This window comes from Limnohabitans sp. DM1 (genome assembly GCF_001269385.1).
Lineage (GTDB): Bacteria > Pseudomonadota > Gammaproteobacteria > Burkholderiales > Burkholderiaceae_C > Limnohabitans_A.
In genome coordinates, this window is the sequence record NZ_CXOO01000025.1 from 1 (window position 1) to 22,546 (window position 22,546).

Annotated in this window: 23 protein-coding genes; 9 read left to right on the top strand and 14 right to left on the bottom strand. The window is 60.7% G+C overall.

The genetic code is table 11. From position 1 onward, the window contains the following. The coding region (locus AMM33_RS09600) for a transposase (protein WP_194945361.1) at window positions 1-368 on the top strand (368 nt) is incomplete at its 5' end. A 452-nt stretch (window positions 369-820) separates the two neighbouring features. Here the strand turns inward: AMM33_RS09600 and AMM33_RS09605 are convergent. Together AMM33_RS09605 and AMM33_RS21915 are read right to left on the bottom strand one after the other, a co-directional pair. Continuing rightward, a complete protein-coding gene (locus AMM33_RS09605; protein WP_228768052.1) occupies window positions 821-1,471 on the bottom strand; it encodes a VCBS domain-containing protein in 651 nt (216 codons plus the stop codon). Between the two features lie 91 nt (window positions 1,472-1,562). Further along, the gene (locus AMM33_RS21915) at window positions 1,563-1,913 is read right to left on the bottom strand and encodes a hypothetical protein (RefSeq protein ID WP_194945362.1); all 351 of its coding nucleotides are present in this window, start codon (window positions 1,911-1,913) and stop codon (window positions 1,563-1,565) included. A 217-nt stretch (window positions 1,914-2,130) separates the two neighbouring features. Between AMM33_RS21915 and AMM33_RS09610 the strand changes: the two genes are divergently transcribed. Genes AMM33_RS09610 through AMM33_RS09620 form a run of 3 tightly spaced genes read left to right on the top strand, consistent with a single transcriptional unit; the run spans window position 2,131 to window position 4,722 of the window. Beyond that, window positions 2,131-3,354: an MFS transporter gene (locus tag AMM33_RS09610; protein WP_090140786.1), complete on the top strand. Its 1,224-nt coding sequence runs from the start codon at window positions 2,131-2,133 to the stop codon at window positions 3,352-3,354. Between the two features lie 26 nt (window positions 3,355-3,380). Beyond that, window positions 3,381-3,878 (top strand): nuclear transport factor 2 family protein, encoded by a 498-nt coding sequence (locus tag AMM33_RS09615; RefSeq protein WP_090140788.1) that lies wholly within the window; start codon window positions 3,381-3,383, stop codon window positions 3,876-3,878. Window positions 3,879-3,909: 31 nt separating this feature from the next. Next, window positions 3,910-4,722, top strand: coding sequence for an enoyl-CoA hydratase (locus AMM33_RS09620; protein ID WP_090140902.1), 813 nt, complete (start codon window positions 3,910-3,912; stop codon window positions 4,720-4,722). Window positions 4,723-4,979: 257 nt separating this feature from the next. On the opposite strand, the gene AMM33_RS09625 is transcribed toward AMM33_RS09620, so the two are convergent. The 7 genes from AMM33_RS09625 to AMM33_RS09655 all read right to left on the bottom strand — a co-directional run bounded on the left by AMM33_RS09625 (window position 4,980) and on the right by AMM33_RS09655 (window position 12,960). Then, a complete protein-coding gene (locus tag AMM33_RS09625; RefSeq protein WP_090140790.1) occupies window positions 4,980-5,846 on the bottom strand; it encodes a CoA transferase in 867 nt (288 codons plus the stop codon). 109 nt (window positions 5,847-5,955) lie between these two features. Beyond that, on the bottom strand, window positions 5,956-6,765 hold the full coding sequence (locus tag AMM33_RS09630; protein WP_090140792.1) for an alpha/beta hydrolase: 810 nt from the start codon (window positions 6,763-6,765) through the stop codon (window positions 5,956-5,958). 4 nt (window positions 6,766-6,769) lie between these two features. Next, a complete protein-coding gene (gene mutS / locus AMM33_RS09635; RefSeq protein WP_090140794.1) occupies window positions 6,770-9,433 on the bottom strand; it encodes a DNA mismatch repair protein MutS in 2,664 nt (887 codons plus the stop codon). 191 nt (window positions 9,434-9,624) lie between these two features. After that, complete coding sequence (locus AMM33_RS09640) at window positions 9,625-10,455, bottom strand: TPM domain-containing protein (RefSeq protein ID WP_228768053.1); 831 nt, start codon at window positions 10,453-10,455, stop codon at window positions 9,625-9,627. A gap of 2 nt (window positions 10,456-10,457) precedes the next feature. Beyond that, on the bottom strand, window positions 10,458-11,102 hold the full coding sequence (locus AMM33_RS09645; protein ID WP_228768054.1) for a LemA family protein: 645 nt from the start codon (window positions 11,100-11,102) through the stop codon (window positions 10,458-10,460). A 152-nt stretch (window positions 11,103-11,254) separates the two neighbouring features. Next, window positions 11,255-11,821, bottom strand: a complete 567-nt coding sequence (locus tag AMM33_RS09650) for a phosphoribosyltransferase family protein (RefSeq protein ID WP_090140799.1) — start codon at window positions 11,819-11,821, stop codon at window positions 11,255-11,257. Continuing rightward, window positions 11,818-12,960, bottom strand: coding sequence for a CapA family protein (locus AMM33_RS09655; protein WP_090140801.1), 1,143 nt, complete (start codon window positions 12,958-12,960; stop codon window positions 11,818-11,820). Before AMM33_RS09655 ends, AMM33_RS09650 begins: the two co-directional genes overlap by 4 nt. A gap of 117 nt (window positions 12,961-13,077) precedes the next feature. Here AMM33_RS09655 and AMM33_RS09660 point away from each other — a divergent pair, with 117 nt between their 5' ends. Beyond that, entirely contained in the window at window positions 13,078-13,731 is a 654-nt protein-coding gene (locus tag AMM33_RS09660) for a dienelactone hydrolase family protein (protein WP_090140803.1), read from the top strand. A gap of 5 nt (window positions 13,732-13,736) precedes the next feature. On the opposite strand, the gene groL is transcribed toward AMM33_RS09660, so the two are convergent. Then, on the bottom strand, window positions 13,737-15,380 hold the full coding sequence (groL, locus tag AMM33_RS09665) for a chaperonin GroEL (protein ID WP_090140805.1): 1,644 nt from the start codon (window positions 15,378-15,380) through the stop codon (window positions 13,737-13,739). 279 nt (window positions 15,381-15,659) lie between these two features. Between groL and AMM33_RS09670 the strand changes: the two genes are divergently transcribed. Together AMM33_RS09670 and AMM33_RS09675 are read left to right on the top strand one after the other, a co-directional pair. Then, window positions 15,660-16,094: an Hsp20/alpha crystallin family protein gene (locus AMM33_RS09670; protein WP_090140807.1), complete on the top strand. Its 435-nt coding sequence runs from the start codon at window positions 15,660-15,662 to the stop codon at window positions 16,092-16,094. Between the two features lie 185 nt (window positions 16,095-16,279). After that, complete coding sequence (locus AMM33_RS09675; protein ID WP_090140904.1) at window positions 16,280-16,741, top strand: CBS domain-containing protein; 462 nt, start codon at window positions 16,280-16,282, stop codon at window positions 16,739-16,741. A gap of 186 nt (window positions 16,742-16,927) precedes the next feature. Here AMM33_RS09675 and AMM33_RS09680 read toward each other — a convergent pair whose 3' ends face one another. From AMM33_RS09680 to AMM33_RS09690, 3 genes are all read right to left on the bottom strand, one after another. Beyond that, entirely contained in the window at window positions 16,928-17,887 is a 960-nt protein-coding gene (locus AMM33_RS09680; protein WP_090140809.1) for an inositol monophosphatase family protein, read from the bottom strand. 93 nt (window positions 17,888-17,980) lie between these two features. Then, window positions 17,981-18,142 (bottom strand): hypothetical protein, encoded by a 162-nt coding sequence (locus tag AMM33_RS22415; RefSeq protein ID WP_228768055.1) that lies wholly within the window; start codon window positions 18,140-18,142, stop codon window positions 17,981-17,983. Between the two features lie 163 nt (window positions 18,143-18,305). Then, entirely contained in the window at window positions 18,306-18,536 is a 231-nt protein-coding gene (locus tag AMM33_RS09690) for an addiction module protein (RefSeq protein WP_090140811.1), read from the bottom strand. 98 nt (window positions 18,537-18,634) lie between these two features. Between AMM33_RS09690 and AMM33_RS09695 the strand changes: the two genes are divergently transcribed. Together AMM33_RS09695 and cysE are read left to right on the top strand one after the other, a co-directional pair. After that, window positions 18,635-19,366: an RNA methyltransferase gene (locus tag AMM33_RS09695; RefSeq protein ID WP_090140906.1), complete on the top strand. Its 732-nt coding sequence runs from the start codon at window positions 18,635-18,637 to the stop codon at window positions 19,364-19,366. Window positions 19,367-19,377: 11 nt separating this feature from the next. Continuing rightward, a complete protein-coding gene (gene cysE, locus AMM33_RS09700; RefSeq protein ID WP_090140812.1) occupies window positions 19,378-20,145 on the top strand; it encodes a serine O-acetyltransferase in 768 nt (255 codons plus the stop codon). A 187-nt stretch (window positions 20,146-20,332) separates the two neighbouring features. On the opposite strand, the gene dnaG is transcribed toward cysE, so the two are convergent. Beyond that, window positions 20,333-22,432 carry a DNA primase gene (dnaG, locus tag AMM33_RS09705; protein WP_090140813.1) on the bottom strand — a complete coding sequence of 700 codons (2,100 nt, stop codon included), beginning with the start codon at window positions 22,430-22,432 and terminating at the stop codon, window positions 20,333-20,335. Between the last annotated feature and the right edge of the window lie 114 nt (window positions 22,433-22,546).

Sequence of the window (22,546 nt, forward strand, 5' to 3'; positions counted from 1 at the left end):
ACGCTGTGCACCAGCCGCCTGTGCAACAGACAACGCTCACGCTGGGGGCAGACAAAGGCTACGCCGCTCAAGAATTCATCAAGGCCTTGCAGCAGATGAMCGTGTTGCCGCATGTGGCGCAGAACCAATCAGGGCGTAAATCGGCCGTACCCGATGCAGTGGCCGACAGTGAGGGTTACGCCATGTCGCGGGAAAAACGCAAGCGCATCGAACAAGGCTTTGGTTGGGCTAAGACTGTGGGCCACATGCGCCAGGTGTTGGTGCGAGGTTTGGAGAAAGTCGATCAGATGTTTGTGCTGACGATGACGGCCTACAACCTCACGCGACTGCGCACGCTGGAACAGGTGCGTCTGCAAGGTGCCCGATGAGCGAAAAAAGCAGGGATAGGTGCGTCAAAACGCGGTTTTGAAGCGTTCCAAACCACTGGAATTTCAAAATGCGAAATGAAAATCTGAAAATGCATCTTCGGGGCAAGGTGGCCCCTCTGAATCGTTGAGTAGTTCAGCAGCCTGATAGACCCTGTCGATGAAGGCAAACCAGAATCAATAACCAGTGTTTTGGTATTAAATGTATTTTGTTGATTCAATGAATAATTAGATACACCAATTCCAAATTCAGTCGTTTTACCTAAAGCACCAGCGAGATGGTAAACGGTCGAATAAAGAATGCGCAAAATATTCGTGGAACTAATTTGATTCGATGAATAGCCAACTGGATTTAACCCAGAGTTAACCAAGCTTCCCCAACTCGTTTGGGCGAGTATTTCTGAAGAATAACTTCCTGGATATGCTGCGTATGTAAATACGCGCTCTGTAGGATCTTAGCCAACATAACCGGGCGTACCAAGAGTCTCGTAATGGCTGTTTTCAAGCTTGTTAATGGCAAGATAGTCAGCATGTGCCTGGGCCGCTTTGTCAAGCAATGCGTTCTGAGTCATTCTTCCAAAACCACAAAGGGCGCGGTCGTCGTTGAGGCGATTGAACACAGCCACTTTTTCAGCTGCATACGGATCAGTGGAAGGATAAACAGGAGCTGGCACGCTTGTGACAAGCGCAGTCCCGCCGCCACTTCCCCCAGTGGATGAACCATTGATCGTTACTTTGATGTCCTGCGTCGCAGTGCCATCACTGGATGTCACAGTCAGCGTGTCAGTGGCCACCGTAGTTGAGGACAAAGCCTGAGTAGCGGCCTTGGCGTTGTCGATCAGGTAAGTCCAAGCACCGGTGGATTCATTGAACGTGAATGTCCCATACGTACCCACAAAAGACGAGGGCGTCTTGAACACTGCTTGCCCAGCATCTGGGTCAGTGACTTTGAGCGTGCCAGACACGTAGTTGCTTGCGCCTTTAGCGGTCGAGCCGGTACTTGTGCCGCTGATTGACGCGGGAGTGTTGTTCGTGCCGCCACCACCACCACCGCAAGCGGTCAAGAAAGAAGAAACGGCCAAAGCAATGAGAGTCAAATTTTTCATGTTGAACCAACCTATGCAATTTGGATAAGCACAATTGCTGTCCTTGTTCTTAAAGATTAGCATCTTAGTAGTGGAACGCAAATCCGAATTTTTAAACTCGTGCGATGCGTCCAAGACGCGACAAAATCTCTAACCCCGATGGCATGGGACCGCTGTTGTCAAACACTGAGAGCGTCAATGGCAAGCCCCTCGCGGCTGAGAAAACGTCTCCCACCAATCCATCACGCTCACTGGTCATGCCAGGCGTCCAGGCGCGACTTGTGTCCAATGCCCTTTGATTCAATCGTTCCTCGCGCATGGCCTCTTCACAGAACACCAACACGATGCTCGATCCTGGGGGAATCAATCTCAGGTGTTCGGGCGCAGCGGGGAAACCATCACACACGACACGCTCATGTTTGGATAAATCGTTGACGAGCATTTGACCGAGTTCCATAGACATGGGCGTGCCTGGCGTGACGCGCCCAATGCGGACCATCGTGCGTGGCGCATCCATTTTGGGTGTCGCGGCCACACAAAAAATCCTCGACCAGATCCAAGAAATGGTCATACGCAGCCGTCTTGGAGACAGCCTGACCCACGCAAGGCAGACCCGGTGAGCCAACGTGACTCGTTGTGGGCCGTTGACGCTTTAGGATGTCTTCATCGAAAGGTTTTTGATGACCCAAGCGTTTTCTGCATCCTTTAGGCGCTTGGCCTGGTCCAACCTGCTGGCGCAGTCGGCCGAGCAGCTGAGCCTGGCCGCCGTGCCCATCGTGGCGGTGCTGCTGCTGAAGGCGGGGCCCGGTGAAATTGGTTTGCTGGCCTCCATCCAATCGCTGCCGTTTTTGTTGTTGTCCATGCCGCTGGGCCTGCTGGCCGACCGCACTTCGCGCACGCGCTTGATGGCGCTCGCCGAGGCCTTGCGGGCGCTGGCTTTGCTGCTTTTGTTGGCGCTGATCGTCACGGGCCATGTGTCGATTGCGGCTTTGGCCATCATTGGTTTCATGGCGGCAGTGGGCACGGTGGCTTTCAGTGTGGCTGCGCCTTCGTTGGTGCCTGCGCTGGTGCAGGTCGAGGGTCTGGCCCGGGCCAATGGGCGGTTGGAGTTGGCGCGCAGCGCGGCGTTTGCGGCAGGCCCGGCTTTGGCGGGCGCCTTGATCGCGTGGACCGGGGCGTCGGCGGCGTTTGTGCTGTCGGGCATGTTGTCGGTGGCGGCGGTGTTGTGCTTGCGTGGCATCGTCGAACCTGCACGCGCCGCCATGCCAGCGCGCCACCCTTTGCTGGAGTTGCAAGACGGTGCCAAGTGGGTGTGGCAAAGCGATTTGCTCAGGCCCATGATGTTTTGCTCCATTGCCTGGAACATTTCCTGGTTCATGCTGCAAGCGGCCTATGTGCCCTATGCCATCCACGACCTGGGCTTGGACGCCAGTGGCGTGGGCATAACGCTGGCTTTGTATGGCGTGGGCATGATCTTGGGGGCATTGCTGGCGCCGCGTGTGGTGCGGGCCTTGCCCTTTGGGCAGGCGATTTTGCTGGGGCCTTATTTTTCGGTGCTGGCGGCAGTCACCATGGCCTTGACGCTGTTTTGGCCCCAGGGTTGGGTGGCAGCTTTGTCTTACTTTTTGTACGGTGCGGGCCCGATCCTGTGGGTCATCACCTCGACCACCTTGCGCCAGACCGTCACGCCACGCGCCATGATCGGGCGGGTCACATCCATCGTCATCGTGGCGAGCACGGGCGCACGGCCTTTAGGCGCGGCGCTGGGCGGCTTGTTGGGGGTGTATTTTCCGGCCTCGGTGAGCCTGTGGTGCGTGGTGTTGGGCTTTGGGGTGCAAGCGGTCATCATCACCGCATCCAAGGTGCGTACGCTCAAACGCCTGCCCGATCCTTTGCCCGATTGAATTAAAAAAACGAAGGAGACCAGCGCATGCATCCAGCCGAATTTGAAGAATTGCTCAAGCGTTTTTCAGCCGCTGCCGAAGCGGGTGATGGCGAGGCCTTTGCGCAGTGCTTCACGCCCGATGGCGTTTACCACGACTACATCTACGGCGACCACACGGGCCGTGCCGACATCGCCCACATGATGAATGACTTGTTCCACCGCGATGCGGGGCCGGACTACCGTTGGGAGATGTTCGAGCCCGTGTGCAATGGGCAGGTGGCCTATGCGCGGTCTTTGTCGAGCTTCACCTCGAGGGTGCCCGAGTTTGCGGGACGGCAGGTGGTGATCGATGGCATCAGCCGCTTTGAGCTGCGTGACGGGCTGATTTGCGACTACAGCGAATCGGTCAATGGCGGCGTGGCCATGGTGCAGCTGGGGGTGGCGGCGCCGCGCCTGGAGAAGGTGCTCAAGCGCTGGAGTCAGCAGTTGATTGACCAGCCTGCGACCCAGGCATTTTTGGCCCGTGGCAAGCGCACCGTTTGATTTGTTCAATCCTTCTTTGAAAGGCCTGGCCATGAGTTTCCAAGACATCCTTTACAGCGTGGAGCACCGCATCGCGACCATCACCTTGAACCGCCCGGACAAGCTCAACGCCTGGACCGCCGTCATGGAGCGCGAGGTGCGCGAGGCCATGGACGCCGCAGCCGCTGACGAGGGCGTGCGCGCCATTGTGATCACGGGTGCAGGGCGGGGCTTTTGCGCGGGGGCCGACATGGATTTGCTCAAGGGCCTGGACCCGAGCGACATCACGGCCACCACCTGGACGCGGCCTTTTGATGTGAACCAGCGGCTGGACTACCAAACGCGTTACGGGTTTTACCCGGCGATCCCCAAGCCGGTGATTGGCATGCTCAACGGCGCAACCGCAGGCATTGGACTGGTGCACGCCTTGTATTGCGACATCCGGTTTGCGGCCGACAACGCGGTGTTCACCACCGCGTTTTCAAGGCGCGGCTTGATTGCCGAACATGGCTTGAGCTGGATGCTGCCCCGCATCGTGGGCCACGCCAATGCGATGGACCTGCTGCTGTCGGCCCGCAAAGTGTTGGCCCCTGAAGCGCAGGCCATGGGTTTGGTCAACAAGGTGTTTGCGCCCGATGCTTTGGCCGCCGCAACTTATGCCTATGCGCGTGATTTGGTGGACAACGTGTCGCCGCGCTCGATGGCGGTGATCAAGCGCCAGCAGTACGACGCGCCGTTTCAGACGCTGGCAGAAAACACCCGCCAGGCCAATGCTGAAATGGCCCGCAGTTTTGCGAGCGATGACTTTCGCGAAGGGGTGGCGCATTTCATGGAAAAACGCGCACCGCAATTTACGGGCCGATGAGGCTTGGTGCGGAATGTCGATTCGACTCCATCAAGCTTGAATTGCCTCTGAGTAGGTCGGCTATGTGTTTGTTTTTGTAGGAGCCCACCCCATGGGCGATGGTTTGCCTGGCCGGCGCAGAGCCAAATCAAGGGCGTGTGCCACGCCCATCGCCCACAGGGGTGGGCTCCTACAAGTATTTGTCCCTCGCCTGTCACTCAATACTTCAAGGGGCCGGTTCCATAAGGGGCAGAAGCAGGGGATTGCCCCCGCCTGACTCACTTGAGCGTCATCAGCGGGATGTCTTTGGCCGCCGCCAGCTTGTCGAGCTGAGCGCGGGTCTGGCTGGCCAAGAAGGCCTCGATGGCTTGGCGTGTGGCGGGCTTGAACAGGTCTTTGACCGGGTGGGCCAGTGGGACGCCAGCGGCTTCGCACAGGCGCTGCGCAAAATGCGGCTCCAGGGCCGCCACGGCCACTCGGCCGTTTTTGCAGGCGTAGATGCGGTAGCCCGCGTGTGCACCGCCCACCGCGCCGTCGGGCGTGGTCATGCGCAGCTGGCGGGGCAGGGCCAGCCAGGCGGCGGCGTCGGACAGGGCCACTTCGTGGCGCGAGCCTTTGCCTGTGGTCTTGAGCGAGATGACGGCTTTGAGTGTGGCTTCGCTGGCCATGAGCGCGCCGCCCATGTCGGCAAACAAACTCGGTGGCAGGTCCATGCCGTTGACGAGGCCCACTTCGGCCTGGTAAGTCAAGTCGTGGCCGGGAATTTCGGCCAGCGGGCCGGGTGCACCGACCACTTCGATCAGGCTGAGTGCGGGGTATTGCTTGCGCAGGGTTTTCCAGCTCAGGCCCAGCTTGGTCAGGGCAGAGGGGCGGAATGAGGTCAGCAGCACATCGGTCTTGGGCAACAGTTTGTGCAAGGCGGCTTGTCCGGCCTCGGTTTTGAGGTCGAGTGTGTGGTGTTTCACGCCCTTGTGCATCAGCGCGTAACCGTCGGGGGTGTAGTGCTGCATGGGGTCGCCTGAAGGCGGGTTGATCTTGGTGCAGCTGGCACCCATTTGGGCCAGGCGCATCAGGGCGGCAGGACCGGGCAGGTTGAGGGCGAGGCTGACGACGCGAACGCCGCGAAGGGGTTTGGTGGATGGCATGCTGTTGATCTTGAAATTGTTGCTGCAGCATTATGTGCAAGGCGCTGACCGGGCACTGTCACCTGTGCGGTGGGGGCGCAAGGACCGAGCCCCCACCACACGATGGGTTTCAAACGCCCAGATTGCGCAAGGTGGCCTCGATCGCTGCTGCGGTAGCGATGGGTTTTTCCATGGGGAAGAGGTGGGAGCCGTCGAGCATCATGATGCGGCCTTTGACGACCTGGTGGGTCAGGTCGGTGCCAGCCTGGCGCATCTCGGCCGAGTGCGTGCCGCCAATGAAGGCGGCGGGGCATTTGAGGGGTTTGCGCTTGAGCAGGCTGTCGAGTTTGTGCGGCAGGCTGTTGTAGATGGCGGTTTCGATGTCGCGGTCAAAGCTGAGCACGCGCTGGCCGCCTTCGTCGTGCGTGCCGAACTCAATGTAGTCCCGCAGCACCTGCGGGTCCCAGCGGGCAAAGGATTTTTTGTGCGCAAAGCTCTCGAGCGCAGCCTGCGCGTCGGGCCAGTGGTGGCGGCGTTTTTGGCTGATGCGCCCGGGCGAGAGGGCGCCGATCAGGGGTGTGCGTTTGGCCAGGCCCAAGGTGGTGGCCCGCCAGCCGCCCAGCACGGGCGAGTCGATCAGCACCACGCCACGCGCCAGCTCGGGGTGGCGGGCGGCGCACATGAGGCTCAAGATGCCGCCCAATGAGTGACCGACCAGGAAGGCGGGTTCGCCATCGCCTTGTTGCTCACGCGCAAAGTCGGCCAGTTGCTGCACCAAGTTAGGCCAGTTGTTGGTGACGGGGTATTGCGGGTCGTGGCCGAATTTTTCGACGGCATGGACCTCAAAGCCGCGCTGGCGCAGGTTGTCGAACAGCACACGGTAGGTGCTGGCCGGGAAGCTGTTGCCGTGCGAGAAGATGATGCGGGGTGGCTTCTGCATGTGTTTAATGTTTGGGCAGCAGGCGCTGCAAGGCATACAGGGCATCGAGCGCTTCACGGGGGCTGAGCGCATCGGGGTTGATTTGGGCGAGCGCCACTTCGATGGGGCTCGGGCCTGTGGCTTCGGACTCGGGCGGCGCGGCGAACAGGTCCACCTGTTGGCGGCTTTCATTGGCCCCGGCCTCCAAAGCACTCAGCGCGTGCCGTGCGTGGTTGAGCACGGCGGCAGGCATGCCCGCCAAGCGCGCCACCTGCACGCCGTAGCTTTTGCTGGCGGGGCCGGGTTGCAGCTCGTGCAAGAAGACGATGGATGCACCCGATTCGGCGGCGCTGACATGCATGTTCACGGCGGCGGTGTGCGTGGCCGGGAATTCGGTGAGCTCGAAGTAGTGCGTGGCAAACAGCGCAAAGGCTTGTGTTTTGTTGTGCAGGTGCGTGGCGATGCCACTGGCGAGAGCCAGGCCATCAAAGGTCGATGTGCCGCGCCCAATTTCGTCCATCAGCACCAGGCTGTGCGGTGTGGCGCTGTGCAAAATTTGCGCGGCCTCGGTCATCTCCAGCATGAAGGTCGATTGGGCGTTGGCCAGGTCGTCGGCTGCGCCGATGCGGGTGTGGATGGCGTCGATGGGCCCGAGGCGGCAGCGGCTGGCGGGCACATGGCTGCCGATGCTGGCCAAGAGCACGATCAGCGCCACCTGGCGCATGTAGGTCGATTTACCGCCCATGTTGGGGCCGGTGATGATCTGCAAGCGCTGCTTGCTGCCCAGCACCGTGTCGTTGGCGATAAAGCTCGCGCCCGACATCTGAGCCAGCCGCGCCTCGACCACCGGGTGGCGGCCTTGGCGGATTTCGATGCAAGGCTCTTTGGTGAATTCGGGGGCGCACCAGTTCAGGGTGAGCGAGCGCTCGGTCAGGGCGCACAGCACGTCCAGGCTGGCCATGGCCTGCGCCAGTGCGGTGAGCGCGGGCACAAAGGGCTGCAGTTGGTCGAGCAGGCCTTCATACAGCCACTTTTCGCGGGCCAAGGCGCGTTCTTGCGCCGACAGGGCCTTGTCTTCAAAGGTTTTCAGCTCGGGCGTGATGAAACGTTCGGCGTTTTTCAGGGTCTGGCGGCGGCGGTAGTCGTCAGGCACCTTGTCGAGTTGCCCCTGCGTGACTTCGATGTAAAAGCCATGCACCTTGTTGAACTGCACGCGCAGGTTCGCAATGCCGGTGCGCTCTTTTTCGCGGGTTTCCAGGTCGAGCAAAAACGCATCGCAGTTGGTCTGGATGCCGCGCAATTCGTCCAGCTCGGCGTCCAGGCCGTCGGCGATCACGCCGCCGTCGCGCACCAGGGCAGCGGGCTCTTCGAGCAAGGCCATTTGCAGCAGCTCGGCGCAGTTTGTGGGCGGTGTGAGCCAGCGGGCCATACCTGCCAACAAGCTGCCCGGCTCAGGCTGAAGGGCTTGCAGTTGCACCGAGAGTGCAGCCGCACGCGCCAGCGCATGGCGCAGCGCCACCAGTTCGCGCGGGCGCACCTGGCGCAGCGCGGTTCGGGCGGTGATGCGCTCCACGTCGCTCGCGCCTTTGAGCTGTTCGCGCAGGCTGCTCCAGGGACCTGAGCCACTCTCACCGCGCAATACGGCTTGGGCTTGCAGGCGGTCCCTCGCGGCTTGGCGCTCGCGCGGCGGGCTGAGCAGCCAGCTTTTGAGCAGGCGGCTGCCCATGCCGCTCATGCAGGTGTCGAGCAGGGCAAACAATGTGGGTGAATCCGACGCGCTTTCGCCGCGCAGGGTTTGCGTCAGCTCCAGGTTGCGGCGGGTGCTGGCGGGCAGGTCAATGAGTGCGTCCGAGCGTTGCACCTGCACCCGCTGCACATGCGGCAGGCTGCGGCCTTGGGTGTGTTCGGCATAAGTGAGCAGGGCTGCAGCTGCGGCGTGTGCGTCGGCCAGCGCATCGGCGTTCCAGGCGGCCAGCGACGCAGCTTTCAATTGCTCGAGCAGCTTGCGCTGGCCCAGGCCTGCGTCGAACTGGAAATCGGGCCGCATGGCAAAGGACCAGCTGCCCCGGCCTGCGGTTTTGAGGCCGCGCAGTTTTTGCTCAAAGGTGGGGGTCATGCCCGCGCTGGCCAGCAGTTCGCTGGGCGCGATGCGGTCCACCCAGTCGGCCAGCTCGTCCTGTGCACATTCGGCCAAGTGCACCACGCCTTGGGTGACGCTCAGCCACGCCAGGCCGCAGCGGTTTTTGCCCGCTTGGTGCACGGCCAGCAAAATCGCTTCGCTCTTGTCGGACAGCAGCTCGGTGTCTGTGAGGGTGCCGGGGGTGACCACGCGCACCACTTTGCGCTCGACCGGGCCTTTGGCTGTGGCCACGTCGCCCACCTGTTCGCACAGGGCCACCGATTCGCCCAGTTTGATCAGGCGGGCCAAATACGTCTCGACCGAATGAAAGGGCACGCCCGCCATGAGCACCGGCTGGCCAGCGGACTGACCCCGGCGCGTCAAGGTGATGTCGAGCAAGCCTGCGGCTTTTTCGGCGTCGGCAAAGAACAGCTCGTAAAAGTCGCCCATGCGGTAGAACACCAGCGTGTCTGGAAACTCCGCCTTGATGCCCAGGTATTGGGCCATCATGGGCGTGTGGGCTGACAGGTCGAGTGCGGGCTTTGGGGCGTGGGGGATATCGTTTTGCATCAATGAGTGGCCAAATTTTTCCGCGACGGCATCAGGCTGCGCAAGAAAATATCCCGGGGATAAGGGTGATTCAGGCTGATCAAATTATCTTTAAAAATGCCAACGATAAATTTGCGGCTCAAAATTTATTGTTCCGGGGGGTCAACCCTGCACTTTGCCTGTGCTTGAAGGCCTGCAACGATCAGGCGGGTTCACCACCTGCCCGATGAGCCACCGCCGCCAAAACCACCACCGCCCCCCTTGAAGCCCCCGCCGGGGCCACCCCGTCCACCGAACCGGGCCCTGAGCAAGCCGGTGATGCCCAGCAAAGTGGTCACCATGGTGATGCCGCCAGCAATCAGGGCCATGGACAGCACGCCCAGCAAGAGCCAGCTGACGGTGCCCACGATGGCGGCGGTCATGATGGCCCCCGGAAATCGGCCCAGGACGGCACGCAGGACAAAGCCCAGGAGCGCGCCCGCCACAATGATCCAGGTGATGTCGATGTAGGGGCTGGCGGATTGGCCTGCCGCTTTGGCGGGCAAGGGTTCACCGTCGATGACGCGCATCATGCGTTTCATGCCCGCAGAAATGCCGCCAGCAAAGTCCCCTTGGCGAAAGTTGGGGGTGATGATGTCTTCGATGATCCGTTTGGCGGTGGCGTCGTTCAAGGCGCCTTCGAGCCCATAGCCCACCTCGATCCGCACGGTGCGGTCGTCTTTGGCAATGAGCAAAATCGCGCCATCGTCCACTTTTTGACGCCCCAGTTTCCATTGCTCCGCCACCCGCAGGGCATATTGCTCAATGGTTTCGGGTTGGGTGCTGGGCACCATCAACACCGCCAGTTGGCTGCCTTTGCGCTGCTCGAATGCCGCCAGGGCTTGTTCGATCTGGGTTTTTTGCTCTTCGGTGAGGGTGTGGGTTTGGTCAATGACATGGCCCGTCAATGGCGGCACGGGCACCCATGTGGGCACTTGCGCATGTGCAGCAAAACCCAGCAGGGCGCAAAGCAGCAGTCCAAAGGCCACCATTGACCGCCACATGGTCACTGCACCGCGTTGGAGCTGGGGGCTTTGGGTGGTGTGGCGCCTGTGCCGAAGTTGACGGGAGGAGGAACAGCAATGGCTTTTTCATTGTCCACCGAAAAGTTGGGTTTTTCCTTGTAGCCCAACACCCAGGCGGTCAGGTTGGAAGGAAAGGTGTGCACCGTGACGTTGTATTCCTGAACGGCTTTGATATACCGATTGCGCGCCACGGCGATGCGGTTTTCGGTGCCTTCGAGTTGAGCTTGCAGGTCAATGAAACCCTGGTTGGCTCGCAAGGCAGGGTAGTTTTCTGACACCACCAGCAATCTGGACAAGGAGCTGGACAAGTCCTTTTGAGCTTGCTGGAATTTTTGAAAGGCTTGCGGGTCGTTCACCAGTTCGGGCGAGGCTTGTACGGCAGTGGCTTTGGCACGGGCCTCGACCACAGCTTGCAAGGTGCTTTGTTCAAAGTCGGCCTGGCCTTTGACCACATTGACCAAATTGGGAATCAGATCGGCCCGGCGCTGGTATTGGCTGAGCACTTCGGACCAGCTGGCTTTGACTTGCTCGTTGTTGGTTTGGAATTGGTTGTAGCCGCAACCTGTCAAGCTCAAGGTGCTGAGCATCAGGAACACGGCGATCCAGCGTTGAAATGCTGACTTCATGACTCATCTCCATCGGGTTGTGGCAGTGTGTTGTGGGCGCAATAAGTCAGGGCAGCCTAATCAGGCGGGCTTTGCATGGCTGTGCGGTAGTTCACACGGTCAGTGATGGCGCAGTGAGTCGGTCCGCGGTATGCGCATGAGGCGGCTGGTCCTCATGGGGTGCGGGCCGGTTTCACCAACTCGATTTTGAAATCAGCCTCGTAAGGCGGCACATGGCATTCAAGGATGTCAGCCGGGGCAATGGCCAGGTGCACGCCCACCACATCGGCATGCACAGGCAGACTGGCTGTGCAACGGTCTGCCAGGCAGACCACCCGGATGGCGACGGGATTTTTCTTCAACAAGTAGGGCAAGACTTTCAGGATCGAGTGACCGGTATAAAACACGTCATCGACCAGCAGCAAGGTGTAGCCCTTCAGGTCCAGTGCTGCATGCTGCGCTTGTTCGGTCAGCAAGGTGTCCGGATGCAGCAAGGTCAAATCGTCGGCATAGCGCTTGACCGACAGGTCCAGCCGCAGCGGGGGCTGCAGGCCGTGCGCGCTCACCATGCGCTGGGTCAGCAGATCGGCCAAGGGCGCGCCCCGGCGCAAGATCCCAATCACGGCCACGGGCGAGTGGCCGGGCAGCAGCGCCATGGCCTGGCTGGCCATGCGGTCCAGCACGGCATTCAGCTCGGCGGTATTGAACAGGCAGGTGCGTGACTCGGCCGAGGTGGTCATGGGCAGCTCATGTCATCGGCAAGGCCGGGGGGCCAGCTCAGTGTCCATACGCCTGGGGTCTGAACCTGCATCCTGGTTTTGAAAGCCGAAGACTTGTCGTTGAACAGCGTCCTGAATGCCTCTTCGTAGTTGTCGTCTGCGCGCACCAGGCGGAACTTTTTCAATTGCCAAGGGCACATTTCCAGTCGCAAAAGCTCACCGGTGCGGTTCGAGATGTTTGCAAAGAACAGCGCCGCCATGCCCAAGTTGCCCGGCTCGTGCATGTCAATGCCTTCGTAGTCATTGATCAGGTCACCGCAGCCGTACAGGATGAGCTTGCCCTGGTAAATCTCGATGGGGCGCGGGTGGTGTGATGAATGACCGTGCACCAGGTCGGCCACGTCCCAGTCGATAAGCCAGCGTGCAAATTGCTGTTGTTCTGCGCGTACGTCCCAGCCCCAGTTGCTGCCCCAGTGCAGTGAGACGATCACCCGGTCACCGGCTTGGCGGTATCGGGCCACGCTGTGTGCAAGCTGCAACGCACTGTGTTCGCTCAAGGTGTCCAGCAACTGAATGCCGGCCTGTTGGGGCGTCGCCCGCCATGGCTGGGGCACGCCGCTGTCGGTGGTGGCCCAGGCGAAGATCAGCCAGCGTTCGCCGGTAGGGGCATGCCACTCAGCCGGTATTTCGGCCGATGCCTGATCGATACCTGCACCCACAGTGCGCAGGCCCGCGCTGTGCAGCACGTTCAGCGTTTCGCGCAGGCCGTCGACGCCCCAGTCCATCACATGGTTATTGGCCAGGCTGCACACGTCGATGTTCGCAGTCTGGAGTGCATTCACATGCATCGGGTTCATGCGGTAGTGGATGCCTTTGGCGGGCCAGGGGTGGCCGTGTGTGGTGATGGTGGTTTCCAGATTCACCAGCCGCAGATCGACTTGACGTCGCACCATGGCGGCCAGTGCCTCTCCCCAGATGTGTTCGGGGGGAACGGGGTGAGGAATGCGGCCGTGGATTTTTTCAGCCAATTTCACATACTCGCGGGCGTCGCGTACCCAGCTTTCGTAAAGCTCGGGGCTGCATGGATGAGCCATGATCTGGTCGATGCCGCGCCCGGTCATCACATCACCAGCCAGGCACAGGGTGGTGTGCGTTTGCATGCATCTGATTGTTTGCAGCCTGCGGCGACGGGTCTGTGTGCGTCAGCACAAACCCCATGCCCGTATTGCGGTCCAATCTTTGGCGACAGATGACCGTGTCATGTTGAAAGGCAGACCATGAAAATCCTGTTGGAAGATCAGGTTCAGATCGAGATCAACGGCTTGATGCTGGAGGGTATTTTGGCCGTACCTCCCGATGCGAAAGGCTTGGTCTTGTTTGCCCATGGCAGTGGCAGCAGCCGCCACAGCCCGCGCAACAACTTTGTGGCACAGGTGCTTGGTGACCATGGGGTGGGGACCTTGCTGATGGACTTGCTCAGCCCCGAGGAAGATCAGGACCCTTCGGCCCGGTTTGACATTGCCTTGCTGACCGAGCGTCTGGTCGCCGCCACGCACTGGGTGCACCATCAACGACTGACAAAACATCTGTCCCTGGGTTACTTTGGTGCCAGCACGGGCGCGGCAGCTGCCTTGCGTGCAGCCGCCCAATTGGGGGCTCAGGTGCATGCCGTGGTTTCACGCGGCGGACGGCCCGATCTGGCGGGGCCGAGCCTGTTGGCAAAAGTGACTTGCCCGACCTTGTTGCTGGTCGGAAGTCTTGACGAAGAGGTGTTGGCATTGAACCGCCAGGCGGCCCGGCAGATGCATGCCGATGTGCATTTGACCGTGGTGCCCGGAGCCACGCATTTGTTCGAGGAGCCAGGCACGCTCGAAGCTGTGGCGCGCCATGCGGCCCAATGGTTTGTGCAGCATCTGCCCGTCAAGCCCTGAGGTCTTCAAAACATGTCCATCTGCTGCCCCATGCCAGGCCCCATGGGCGTCTCTGCGGATTTGGCAGCTTGCGGTACAGCCGCAATCATGCAATCGGTTGTGAGGATCAGGGCGGCAATCGAGGCCGCGTTTTGCAGCGCCAGACGCGTCACCTTGGCCGGGTCGATCACACCCATTTGCAGCAAGTTGCCATATTGGCGGGTGGCGGCGTTGTAGCCCTCATTCGGGTCGGTGGCATCGTCCACCCGCTGCGCCACCACAGAGGGTTCTTGGCCTGCATTGCTCACGATGCGCCGCAAGGGCTCTTCCAGTGCACGCTCCACCAGGCGGATGCCCGAGGTTTCATCCAGCGATTCGCCTTGCAGTGCGCTCAGCACTTTGCGTGCGCGCAGCAAGGCCACGCCGCCGCCGGGCACGATGCCTTCTTCAATGGCGGCGCGGGTGGCGTGCAGCGCATCTTCCACCCGGATTTTGCGTTCCTTCAATTCGGTCTCGGTGGTCGCGCCCACCTTGATGAGCGCCACGCCACCGGCCAGTCGGGCTGCGCGTTCGTCGAGTTTTTCGCGGTCGTAATCGCTCTCGGCGGCTTCCCGCTCTTTGCGGATGACGGCAACGCGCTCCTGAATTTTGTGGGGGTCGCCTGCGCCGCCGATCAGGGTGGTGTTGTCCTTGCCCACTTCGGCACGCTTGGCACGGCCCAGGTCGCTCATCTGCAGCTTGGACAGGCTCAAACCCATGGTCTCGCTGACCACTTTGCCGCCGGTCAGGATGGCCATGTCCTGCAACATGGCCTGGCGGTGCGCGCCAAAACCGGGGGCCTTGACGGCGCAGGTCTTGATCGAACCCCGGATGTTGTTGATGACGAGTGCGGCCAGGGTGTCGTTGTCCAGATCTTCGGCAATCACCAGCAAGGGTTGACCGGACTTGACCACTTCTTCCAGCAAGGGCAGCAGCTCTTTGAGGGAGGACAACCTGCCCTCGCACAGCAGGATGCGCACATCGTCCAGCATGGCGCTCAGGCGTTCGGTGTTGTTGATGAAATAGGGTGACAGGTAGCCATTGCCAAACTGCAGGCCTTCCACCACTTCAAGCACGCTGACCAGGCCCGATCCGTCCTCGATCGAGATGGCGCCTTCGCGGCCCACCTTGTCGATGGCGCTGGCCACCAGTTCGCCAATGGAGCGGTCGTTGTTGGCCGAGATGGTGGCTACATGCGCGATGTCCTGCGAGTGCGCACAGGGCTGTGCCGTGCGCTGAAGTTCGGCCACCACGGCTTCAATGGCCCGCTCAATGCCGCGTTTGAGGTCCATCGGATTCATGCCCCCGGCCAGATAACGCAGACCTTCGTGCACCATGCCGTGCGCCAGCACGGTGGCGGTGGTGGTGCCGTCACCTGCCATTTCGCTGGTGCGTACAGCCACTTCGCGCAGCAGTTGCGCGCCCATGTTTTCAAAAGGATCTTCCAGGTCAATGGCTTTGGCCACCAGCACGCCCGAGTTCACGATTTGCGGCGAGCCCCATTCGCGCTCCAGAATCACGGTGCGACCGCGAGGCCCCATCGTCACCTTGACGGCTTCGGCCAGGGCGTCCACGCCCCGACGGATTTTGTCTCTGGCTTCGTCGTGAAACATCAGGTGCTTGGCTTTCATGGTGCTTCCTTTGCGCAGATGAATCGGGGATGTCCCATCACGCATGCTGAACAGAAAATGCCCGGTTTTCTGTGCGTTAGCGCAAAGAAACAGACACAGCGCAGCCGTGGCCTTCAAGTCGCCGTGGTGTGTGAATGAGGCAACAGACACCCACGCCAGCAGATACGACAGTGTGGATGGGGCTGTTGTTTGGAGACGGCCCTGTGTGCGATGGGGCATTCCTGCGCGCACCCTGTCATGCAGCGATCTTGCTGCGATTCATTGAATGGAGATCACACCATGAGCAACCTCGCACGATTCAACCCTTTCAGCGAACTGCGGGACCCTTTCAGCGACGATTTCTTCAAAGGCTTTGCCTTGCGTCCGGTTTACCGCATGCTGGAGGGCGAACCCCAAATGCGTCTGGATTTGACGGAAGACGACAAGAACTTTTTTGTCAAAGTCGAAATTCCAGGTGTCAAGAAAGAAGACATCAAGGTGTCTGTGGAAGGCAACCAGGTGTCCCTGTGCGCCGAAGTCAAAAAGGAAACGGAAGAAAAAGAAGGCGCCAAAGTGATTCGCTCTGAGCGCTACTATGGCAGTGTGACGCGCAGTTTCACGCTCAATGAAAGCGTGGATCAGGCTGCATCCATTGCGAAATACGAAGACGGTGTTTTGCACCTGACGTTGCCCAAAAAACCCAGCGAGCAAAGTCATACCCTCAAAATTTCCTGATGAAGTGGCTTGGGTGCCGACCTCGTTTCAAGCGTGTCCGATGGGGTCGGTGACTCACTGATTCACTGATGGATGCACCCACCATGGACATGCTGGCTTGACTTCTGGCTGTCAGGGCGTCGGGCTCTTTTTCCGGCATGTCCATGTCGGGCGACAAGCAATTTCCACTTTTTGAAGGAGCCGTCATGAGCAAACAATTGACAGCGGGCGAAATCTGCAAACGCAAAGTCTCAGTGGCTTACGAGAACACCAGTCTCGTGGCTGCAGCTCAACTCATGCGCGAAGAGCATGTCGGTGCCTTGGTGGTGGTAGCAGATCAAAACGGCCACCGCCTTGTGCGTGGGGTCGTCACTGATCGTGACATCGTGATGGCCGTTGTGGCCACAGGCCTGGACCCCGAGCCCTTGCTGTTGGAAGACATCATGTCCGATCGCCTAGTGACCGCCAAGGAAACCGACTCACTGCTTGACCTGATGCGGGTCATGCGTGAACACGGTGTGCGCCGTGTACCTGTGGTCGGTGAACAGTACGAATTGGTGGGCATCGTTACCATGGACGATGTGCTCAAAGTGTTGGCGCTGGAGCTGAACATGCTGGTGGGCACGATTGACCGCAATATCAAACAAGAGCAAGTGCGCAGGCGGTGAGCCTCTTCGTAGGTCGCAGCATCAGCTCAGACAATACCTGCTTCGGTGCAGGCAGCATTCGGGGCTGAAGCCACCGACCTGCGGGGGGCATGCTGGCGCCGCTTTCGGACTTTGCGAGGGCCAAATCAGCAGGGACAGCGCAATCCAAGTCGTGATGTTTGATGTTGTGCAGCGCCTGCGGCCGGATCAAAACGGCGCGTCTTTGCGCTCGTCGCTGCCCTCGGCACTGTCACCGGAAACTGTGTCAGTGGCTTCGGCGTCCGGGTTGTGCGTGTCGCCTGTGCGCTCGCGGCTCAGGGCGTCCACGGCGGTGCGCACGTTGGCCTTGTCACCCGCGCTGGCAAATTTGCTGTACTTGCCCAAGATGGTGACCAGCTGGCCATAAATGCGGGGGGCGCCAGCCAGGCATTCTTTTTGTTCCAGAAAGTCGGACTCGCCCGTGAAGTTGCCAATCAGGCCACCGGCTTCGGTGACCAACAGCGAGCCCGCAGCCACGTCCCAAGGAGACAAACCTGTTTCAAAGAAACCATCGGTAAATCCTGCGGCCACATAGGCCAGGTCGAGCGCGGCAGAGCCGGGGCGGCGCAGGCCGGCGGTGCGTTGCATCACGTCGCCCATCATGCGCAGGTACTGGTTGAAGTTGTCGCCCTTGCGGAAGGGAAAGCCGGTGGAGATGATGCATTCCTGCAGGCGGATGCGCTTGCTCACGCGCAGGCGGCGGTCGTTCATGAACGCACCACGGCCTTTGGTGGCGGTGAACAAATCGTTGCGGGTGGGGTCGTAAATGACGGCTTGCTCGATCTTGCCGCGCACTTGCAGGGCAATGCTCACGCAGTAAACGGGGAAGCCGTGGATGAAGTTGGTCGTGCCGTCCAGGGGGTCGATGATCCAGATGTGGTCAGCGAGGGGGTTGCCGAATTCGCGGCCCGACTCTTCGGCCAGGATGCCGTGGTCGGGGTAGGCGGTCAGCAGGGTGTCGATGATGACTTTTTCGGCGGCGTGGTCGACTTCGGTGACGAAGTCATTGACCTGCTTTTGCGAGATGCGAACCGCTTCAACGTCGAGCGCGGCGCGGTTGATGATGGCGCCAGCGGCGCGCGCAGCCTTGATGGCCACGTTGAGCATGGGGTGGAGATTGGACGACATGAATTGTGTGAAGAACGGGTGTAACGCACGCACGATCGCGGCGACAGGGGGTGCATTTTCTCATGAAAAGCCCAGCAAGCCGTCGCTGGCGCGTCATAAGCATTGACGTTCACGCAGCCACTCAGGCGAACGGCGGGTGTCCAGCACGGCCGATACAGTGGCTTTTTTGCCTTCGAGCAAATAGTAAATGGCAAAGGGGAAAGCGGCTTCCCAAGCTTCGAAACGCGCCGCTTGGTTGAACTTTGATATGAACACCGGCACTGATTTGCAAGGCGTCAATGTCGGCTTACAAACTGTTTAAAAAGTAAGCACCTATGCCAGCCTGCTGGTGTTCGTAAAACCAATAAGCCGCCAGCAAGTCGTCTTGTGCCGCCTGCGTGATCTCAATAGATTCGCAGCCATTCATGGCTTGCCTGGCTCAGTGGCTTGGGGTTGGGCGGGTCAGGGTGCGCAAGCGCTCTTTGGCTTGATCCCAAGGCAGGCAGTTTTCCCGGCCTGACTTCAGGCGTTCCAATCGTGCGGCAAGCACCTGTTGGTGCCAGGGGGGGGGCAGGTCTTCGGATGGGTTTTGAGACAAGGACTGCCACAAAATTTCCATGGCCAGCAAGCTTTCCGCTTTGGGCAAGTCTTTCAGGTGGTCAAATTTCATGGGTTTTCCTGCAAGTCTGTTCGATCAGATCAGTTTAGCAAAACCAAGCTTGAAGGGCTGCACCAGGCTCAGCGTATGGGAGCGTGGACAATCGGGGCATGCAAACGCGATTCATCTTGATAGAAACCAGCCATGCCGGCAACGTGGGCGCTGCCGCCCGGGCCCTGAAAGTCATGGGCTTTGACGATTTGGTGCTGGTGGCGCCGCGCTGGCCCAATGTGCTGCGCAAAGAGGAAACCATCCAGCGCGCCAGCGGGGCCAACGATGTGCTGACCAAGGCCCGCGTGGTGGGCACACTCGACGAGGCTTTGGATGGCGTGACCCACCTGTGTGCCACGGCCATGACCCCGCGCGACTTTGGCCCGCCCACGCGCTCGCCGCGTGAGCATTTTGCCGAGCTGACCCGGCCCGGTGCGCCCGAGCAATGCGTGGCCTTCTTGTTCGGCTCCGAGCGCTTTGGCATGAAAAACGAGGACGTTTACCGCTGCCATGTGGCGCTGTCGATCCCAACCAATCCCCAGTTCGGCTCGCTCAACTTGGGCTCGGCCATTCAGGTGATTGCTTATGACTGGCGGGTCGCTTTGGGTGGCTTTCCTGTGCAGGACGCGGTATCGCCCGCTGACAAGGCCGATGCACAGCAGGTGGCGGGCATGCTTGGCCACTGGGAGCAGGCGCTGACCGACATCGGCTTTCTGGACCCGGCCGCGCCCAAAAAGTTGATGCCGCGCCTGAACCAGTTGTTCAACCGGGCCGACTTGAGCCCGGAAGAAATCCACATCCTGCGCGGGGTGGCCAAGGCCATGATCCAAAACGCCATCGCCAAGCGATAGACTCAAAGCCTATGTTTTCTCGCCTTCGCTCCGACATCCAATGCATCCTTGACCGGGACCCCGCAGCGCGCACCGCCTGGGAGGTGCTGACCTGTTACCCGGGGCTGCATGCCTTGGTGCTGCACCGCCGGGCGCACTGGTGCTGGAACCATGGCTTCAAGTGGCTGGGGCGCTTCATTTCGCATGTGTCGCGCTGGCTCACGGGCATCGAGATCCATCCCGGTGCGCAGATTGGCGAGCGGGTGTTTTTTGACCATGGCATGGGCATCGTGATTGGCGAGACGGCCCAAATTGGCGAGGGCTGCACCATCTACCACGGCGTCACTTTGGGCGGTACATCGCTGTACAAAGGGGCCAAGCGCCACCCCACGTTGGGCCGCGATGTGGTGATCGGGGCGGGGGCCAAGGTGCTGGGCGGTTTTGAGGTGGGCGATGGTGCCAAGGTGGGCTCGAACGCGGTGGTGACCAAACCGGTGCCCGCCGGGGCCACGGCGGTGGGCAACCCGGCCCGCATCATCCAGGCCGAGCAAGACGCCAAGCGCGAAGAAGTGGCTTCCAAAATGGGTTTCTCGGCCTATGGCGTGACGCAAAACGACGACCCGCTGAGCCAGGCCTTGCGCGGTTTGATCGACAACGCGGCCGGACAAGAGCATCAAATTACCATGCTCTGGAAAGCGATAGAGCAGTTGGGTGCGCACCAGCAGATGCACGTGCCCCGCGATGCCGCCACCTGCGAAACCTTCGAGGCCGACAAGTTCAACCAGCTGGTGGGTAAGTAGGCTCGGCGGGAAAGAATTTTCCGCGTCAATGCGACGCTTTCCTTCGTCATTTCGTGCTTTTTCCCGTCATTTCTTCCTGTCATTGCGAGCGAAGCGTGGCAATCCAGCCTCTGAGCTTGATCGGCCGCTTAAGCCATTTACAAGCGCTCAGCTGGATGAACGGGTCCATGTCTTCGCGCTATCAACATCAATGAACGGTTGTGATTGCCGCCGCAGCTGCCATCAATTCCTTGCGCCGTTCGTGAAGGCTGCGCCAGCGTTGCTGGGCTTCGGGGTCTTGCCCGGTGCTGGCCTGCGACAGGGCTTCGGTTTCGAGCTGCTTGAGGCGATCGATCAGCATCATGTTGAGCAGGCGACGCAATTCTTGCCGGGCTTCTTGCGGGTCGGGTGGTGGGGCCTCTTCCTGGCCGGGTGTCACCCCCAGATTGTCCTGGGCCATCCAGCGCTTGGCATCGTCGGCAAAGGCCTGTCCCTGCATTTCCGCTTGCAAGGCCGACCAGCCCAAAGCCCCTTGCTCATGAAACTGTGATTCGAGCCAGGCAAACAAGGGGCCATGCGGCGCAGGCTGTGCGCAGAGCATGGCGTGGTCTTCTCCGGCCAGGGTTTCCCACAGCGCCATATTGCCCAGCAGCAGGCGGGCCGCATGGTCGGCGCGGCTGGCCGGTTGGGTGCGCGGGCCGGTGTAGACAGGCGGCTGATCACGCTTGAAGCGGCTGTTGCCCTTGAAGCCGGGTGTCCAGTTGGGATTTTTGCGTGGCCAGTTGTTGCCGCCAGCACCCGCATTGCCATAGCCACTTTGCCCCCCATGGCTGCGAGCAGCCGCCGGGTTTTGCGCAGAGCCGCCGGGCCAGGCAGGCGGCTCGCCATAGTGGGGCTCAAAGTGGGGGTATTCATCGCTGCTGGCCGCGGCCTGGCCGAAAGCCGCGTTGGCCTGTTGGGGCGAGGCCGTGGCACTGCGGGCGGCGGGGGCAAAACGTTGATCAGTCGCCGCTTGCTGGCCCCACAGGCGCTCCAGCCCGGCCGTTTCCAGCTGGATGAGTTGCGCCAGTTCTGACAGCAGTTGCTGTTTGAGCGCGCCTTCGGGCAGCAGCTGCCACAGCGGGCGGGCCTGGCTCGACAGGCGGGCGCGGCCTTCGGCGGTTTGCAGGTCGCAGTCGGCGCTGGCCGCTTCGATCAAAAAGCGCGACAGGGGCATGGCCTGCTTGATTTGCTCGGCAAATGCCTCTTGACCAAACTCGCGCACGTAGCTGTCCGGGTCGTGCTCGGCGGGCAAAAACAAGAATTTGATGCTGCGCACATCGGTGGCGTAGGGCAGGGCCCCGTCAAGCGCCTTGCGGGCTGCGCGCCGGCCTGCGCCGTCGCCGTCAAAGCTGAAGACGACCGAGTCGGTGAAGCGGAACAGCTTTTGCACATGGTCGGGCGTGCAAGCTGTGCCCAGCGTGGCCACGGCGTTGGCAAAGCCGAGTTGCGCCAGTGCCACCACGTCCATGTAGCCCTCGGTCACCAGCACATAGCCCGCGCTGTGCAGGGCTTCGCGGGCTTCGTACAGGCCATAGAGCTCGCGGCCTTTGTGGAACACCGGGGTTTCGGGTGAGTTCAAATATTTGGGCGTTCCGCTGCCGATCACCCGCCCGCCAAAGCCGATGCACTCGCCTTTGATGTTGCGGATCGGGAACATGATGCGGTCGCGAAAACGGTCGTAGCGTTTGTCGTCTTCTTCATTCACGATCACCAGGCCCGACTCGGCCAACAGCGGGTCGTCGTATTTGGGGAAGATGCTCGCCAGTGAGCGCCAACCTTCGGGTGCGTAGCCCAGGCCAAAGCGCTTGGCGATCTGGCCCGACAGGCCCCGGCCCTTGAGGTAGTCGATGGCGTGCGGTGTGATCTTGAGCTGGTCGCGGTAAGCCTCGCCCGCTTTTTCGAGCACATCGCTCAGGCTGTCTTGCTTGGCCTTGGCGGCTGCGGCGCGGGCGCGGTCTTCGGGCGACTGCTGTTCTTCGGGCACCACCATGCCGGTTTGCTGGGCCAGGTCCTTCACCGCTTCGATGAAGGTCATGCCCGCGTGCTCCATCAAAAAGCCGATGGCGTTGCCGTTTTTGCCGCAGCCAAAGCAATGGAAGAACTGTTTGGTGGGGCTGACGCTGAAGCTGGGCGATTTTTCGCCATGGAAAGGGCACAGGCCCATGAAGTTGGCGCCGCCTTTCTTGAGCTGCACGTACTTGCCCACGATGTCGACCACGTCGACGCGGGACAGCAACTCCTGGATGAAAGACTGGGGGATGGCCATAAGAGGGCTATTTTCGCCGATAAGGGCGGTTCATCCCGTGCAGGTTTCGGGGCAAACCAGCATGGATTTCAGCGCTGGGTCAGGCAAACTGTTCAACATCCAACCGTTAGCCGA

Coding starts and splice junctions, on each gene's coding strand:
- AMM33_RS21915 (WP_194945362.1), bottom strand. CDS start 1,913: ATGTCTATGGAACTCGGTCAAATGCTCGTCAACGATTTATCCAAACAT.
- AMM33_RS09615 (WP_090140788.1), top strand. CDS start 3,381: ATGCATCCAGCCGAATTTGAAGAATTGCTCAAGCGTTTTTCAGCCGCT.
- AMM33_RS09690 (WP_090140811.1), bottom strand. CDS start 18,536: ATGAAATTTGACCACCTGAAAGACTTGCCCAAAGCGGAAAGCTTGCTG.
- AMM33_RS09675 (WP_090140904.1), top strand. CDS start 16,280: ATGAGCAAACAATTGACAGCGGGCGAAATCTGCAAACGCAAAGTCTCA.
- cysE (WP_090140812.1), top strand. CDS start 19,378: ATGTTTTCTCGCCTTCGCTCCGACATCCAATGCATCCTTGACCGGGAC.
- AMM33_RS09605 (WP_228768052.1), bottom strand. CDS start 1,471: ATGAAAAATTTGACTCTCATTGCTTTGGCCGTTTCTTCTTTCTTGACC.
- AMM33_RS09655 (WP_090140801.1), bottom strand. CDS start 12,960: ATGCAAACGCACACCACCCTGTGCCTGGCTGGTGATGTGATGACCGGG.
- AMM33_RS09645 (WP_228768054.1), bottom strand. CDS start 11,102: ATGAAGTCAGCATTTCAACGCTGGATCGCCGTGTTCCTGATGCTCAGC.
- AMM33_RS09650 (WP_090140799.1), bottom strand. CDS start 11,821: ATGACCACCTCGGCCGAGTCACGCACCTGCCTGTTCAATACCGCCGAG.
- AMM33_RS09630 (WP_090140792.1), bottom strand. CDS start 6,765: ATGCAGAAGCCACCCCGCATCATCTTCTCGCACGGCAACAGCTTCCCG.
- AMM33_RS09625 (WP_090140790.1), bottom strand. CDS start 5,846: ATGCCATCCACCAAACCCCTTCGCGGCGTTCGCGTCGTCAGCCTCGCC.
- dnaG (WP_090140813.1), bottom strand. CDS start 22,432: ATGGCCATCCCCCAGTCTTTCATCCAGGAGTTGCTGTCCCGCGTCGAC.
- mutS (WP_090140794.1), bottom strand. CDS start 9,433: ATGCAAAACGATATCCCCCACGCCCCAAAGCCCGCACTCGACCTGTCA.
- AMM33_RS09620 (WP_090140902.1), top strand. CDS start 3,910: ATGAGTTTCCAAGACATCCTTTACAGCGTGGAGCACCGCATCGCGACC.
- AMM33_RS09610 (WP_090140786.1), top strand. CDS start 2,131: ATGACCCAAGCGTTTTCTGCATCCTTTAGGCGCTTGGCCTGGTCCAAC.
- AMM33_RS09660 (WP_090140803.1), top strand. CDS start 13,078: ATGAAAATCCTGTTGGAAGATCAGGTTCAGATCGAGATCAACGGCTTG.
- AMM33_RS09640 (WP_228768053.1), bottom strand. CDS start 10,455: ATGTGGCGGTCAATGGTGGCCTTTGGACTGCTGCTTTGCGCCCTGCTG.
- AMM33_RS09695 (WP_090140906.1), top strand. CDS start 18,635: ATGCAAACGCGATTCATCTTGATAGAAACCAGCCATGCCGGCAACGTG.
- AMM33_RS09670 (WP_090140807.1), top strand. CDS start 15,660: ATGAGCAACCTCGCACGATTCAACCCTTTCAGCGAACTGCGGGACCCT.
- AMM33_RS09680 (WP_090140809.1), bottom strand. CDS start 17,887: ATGTCGTCCAATCTCCACCCCATGCTCAACGTGGCCATCAAGGCTGCG.
- groL (WP_090140805.1), bottom strand. CDS start 15,380: ATGAAAGCCAAGCACCTGATGTTTCACGACGAAGCCAGAGACAAAATC.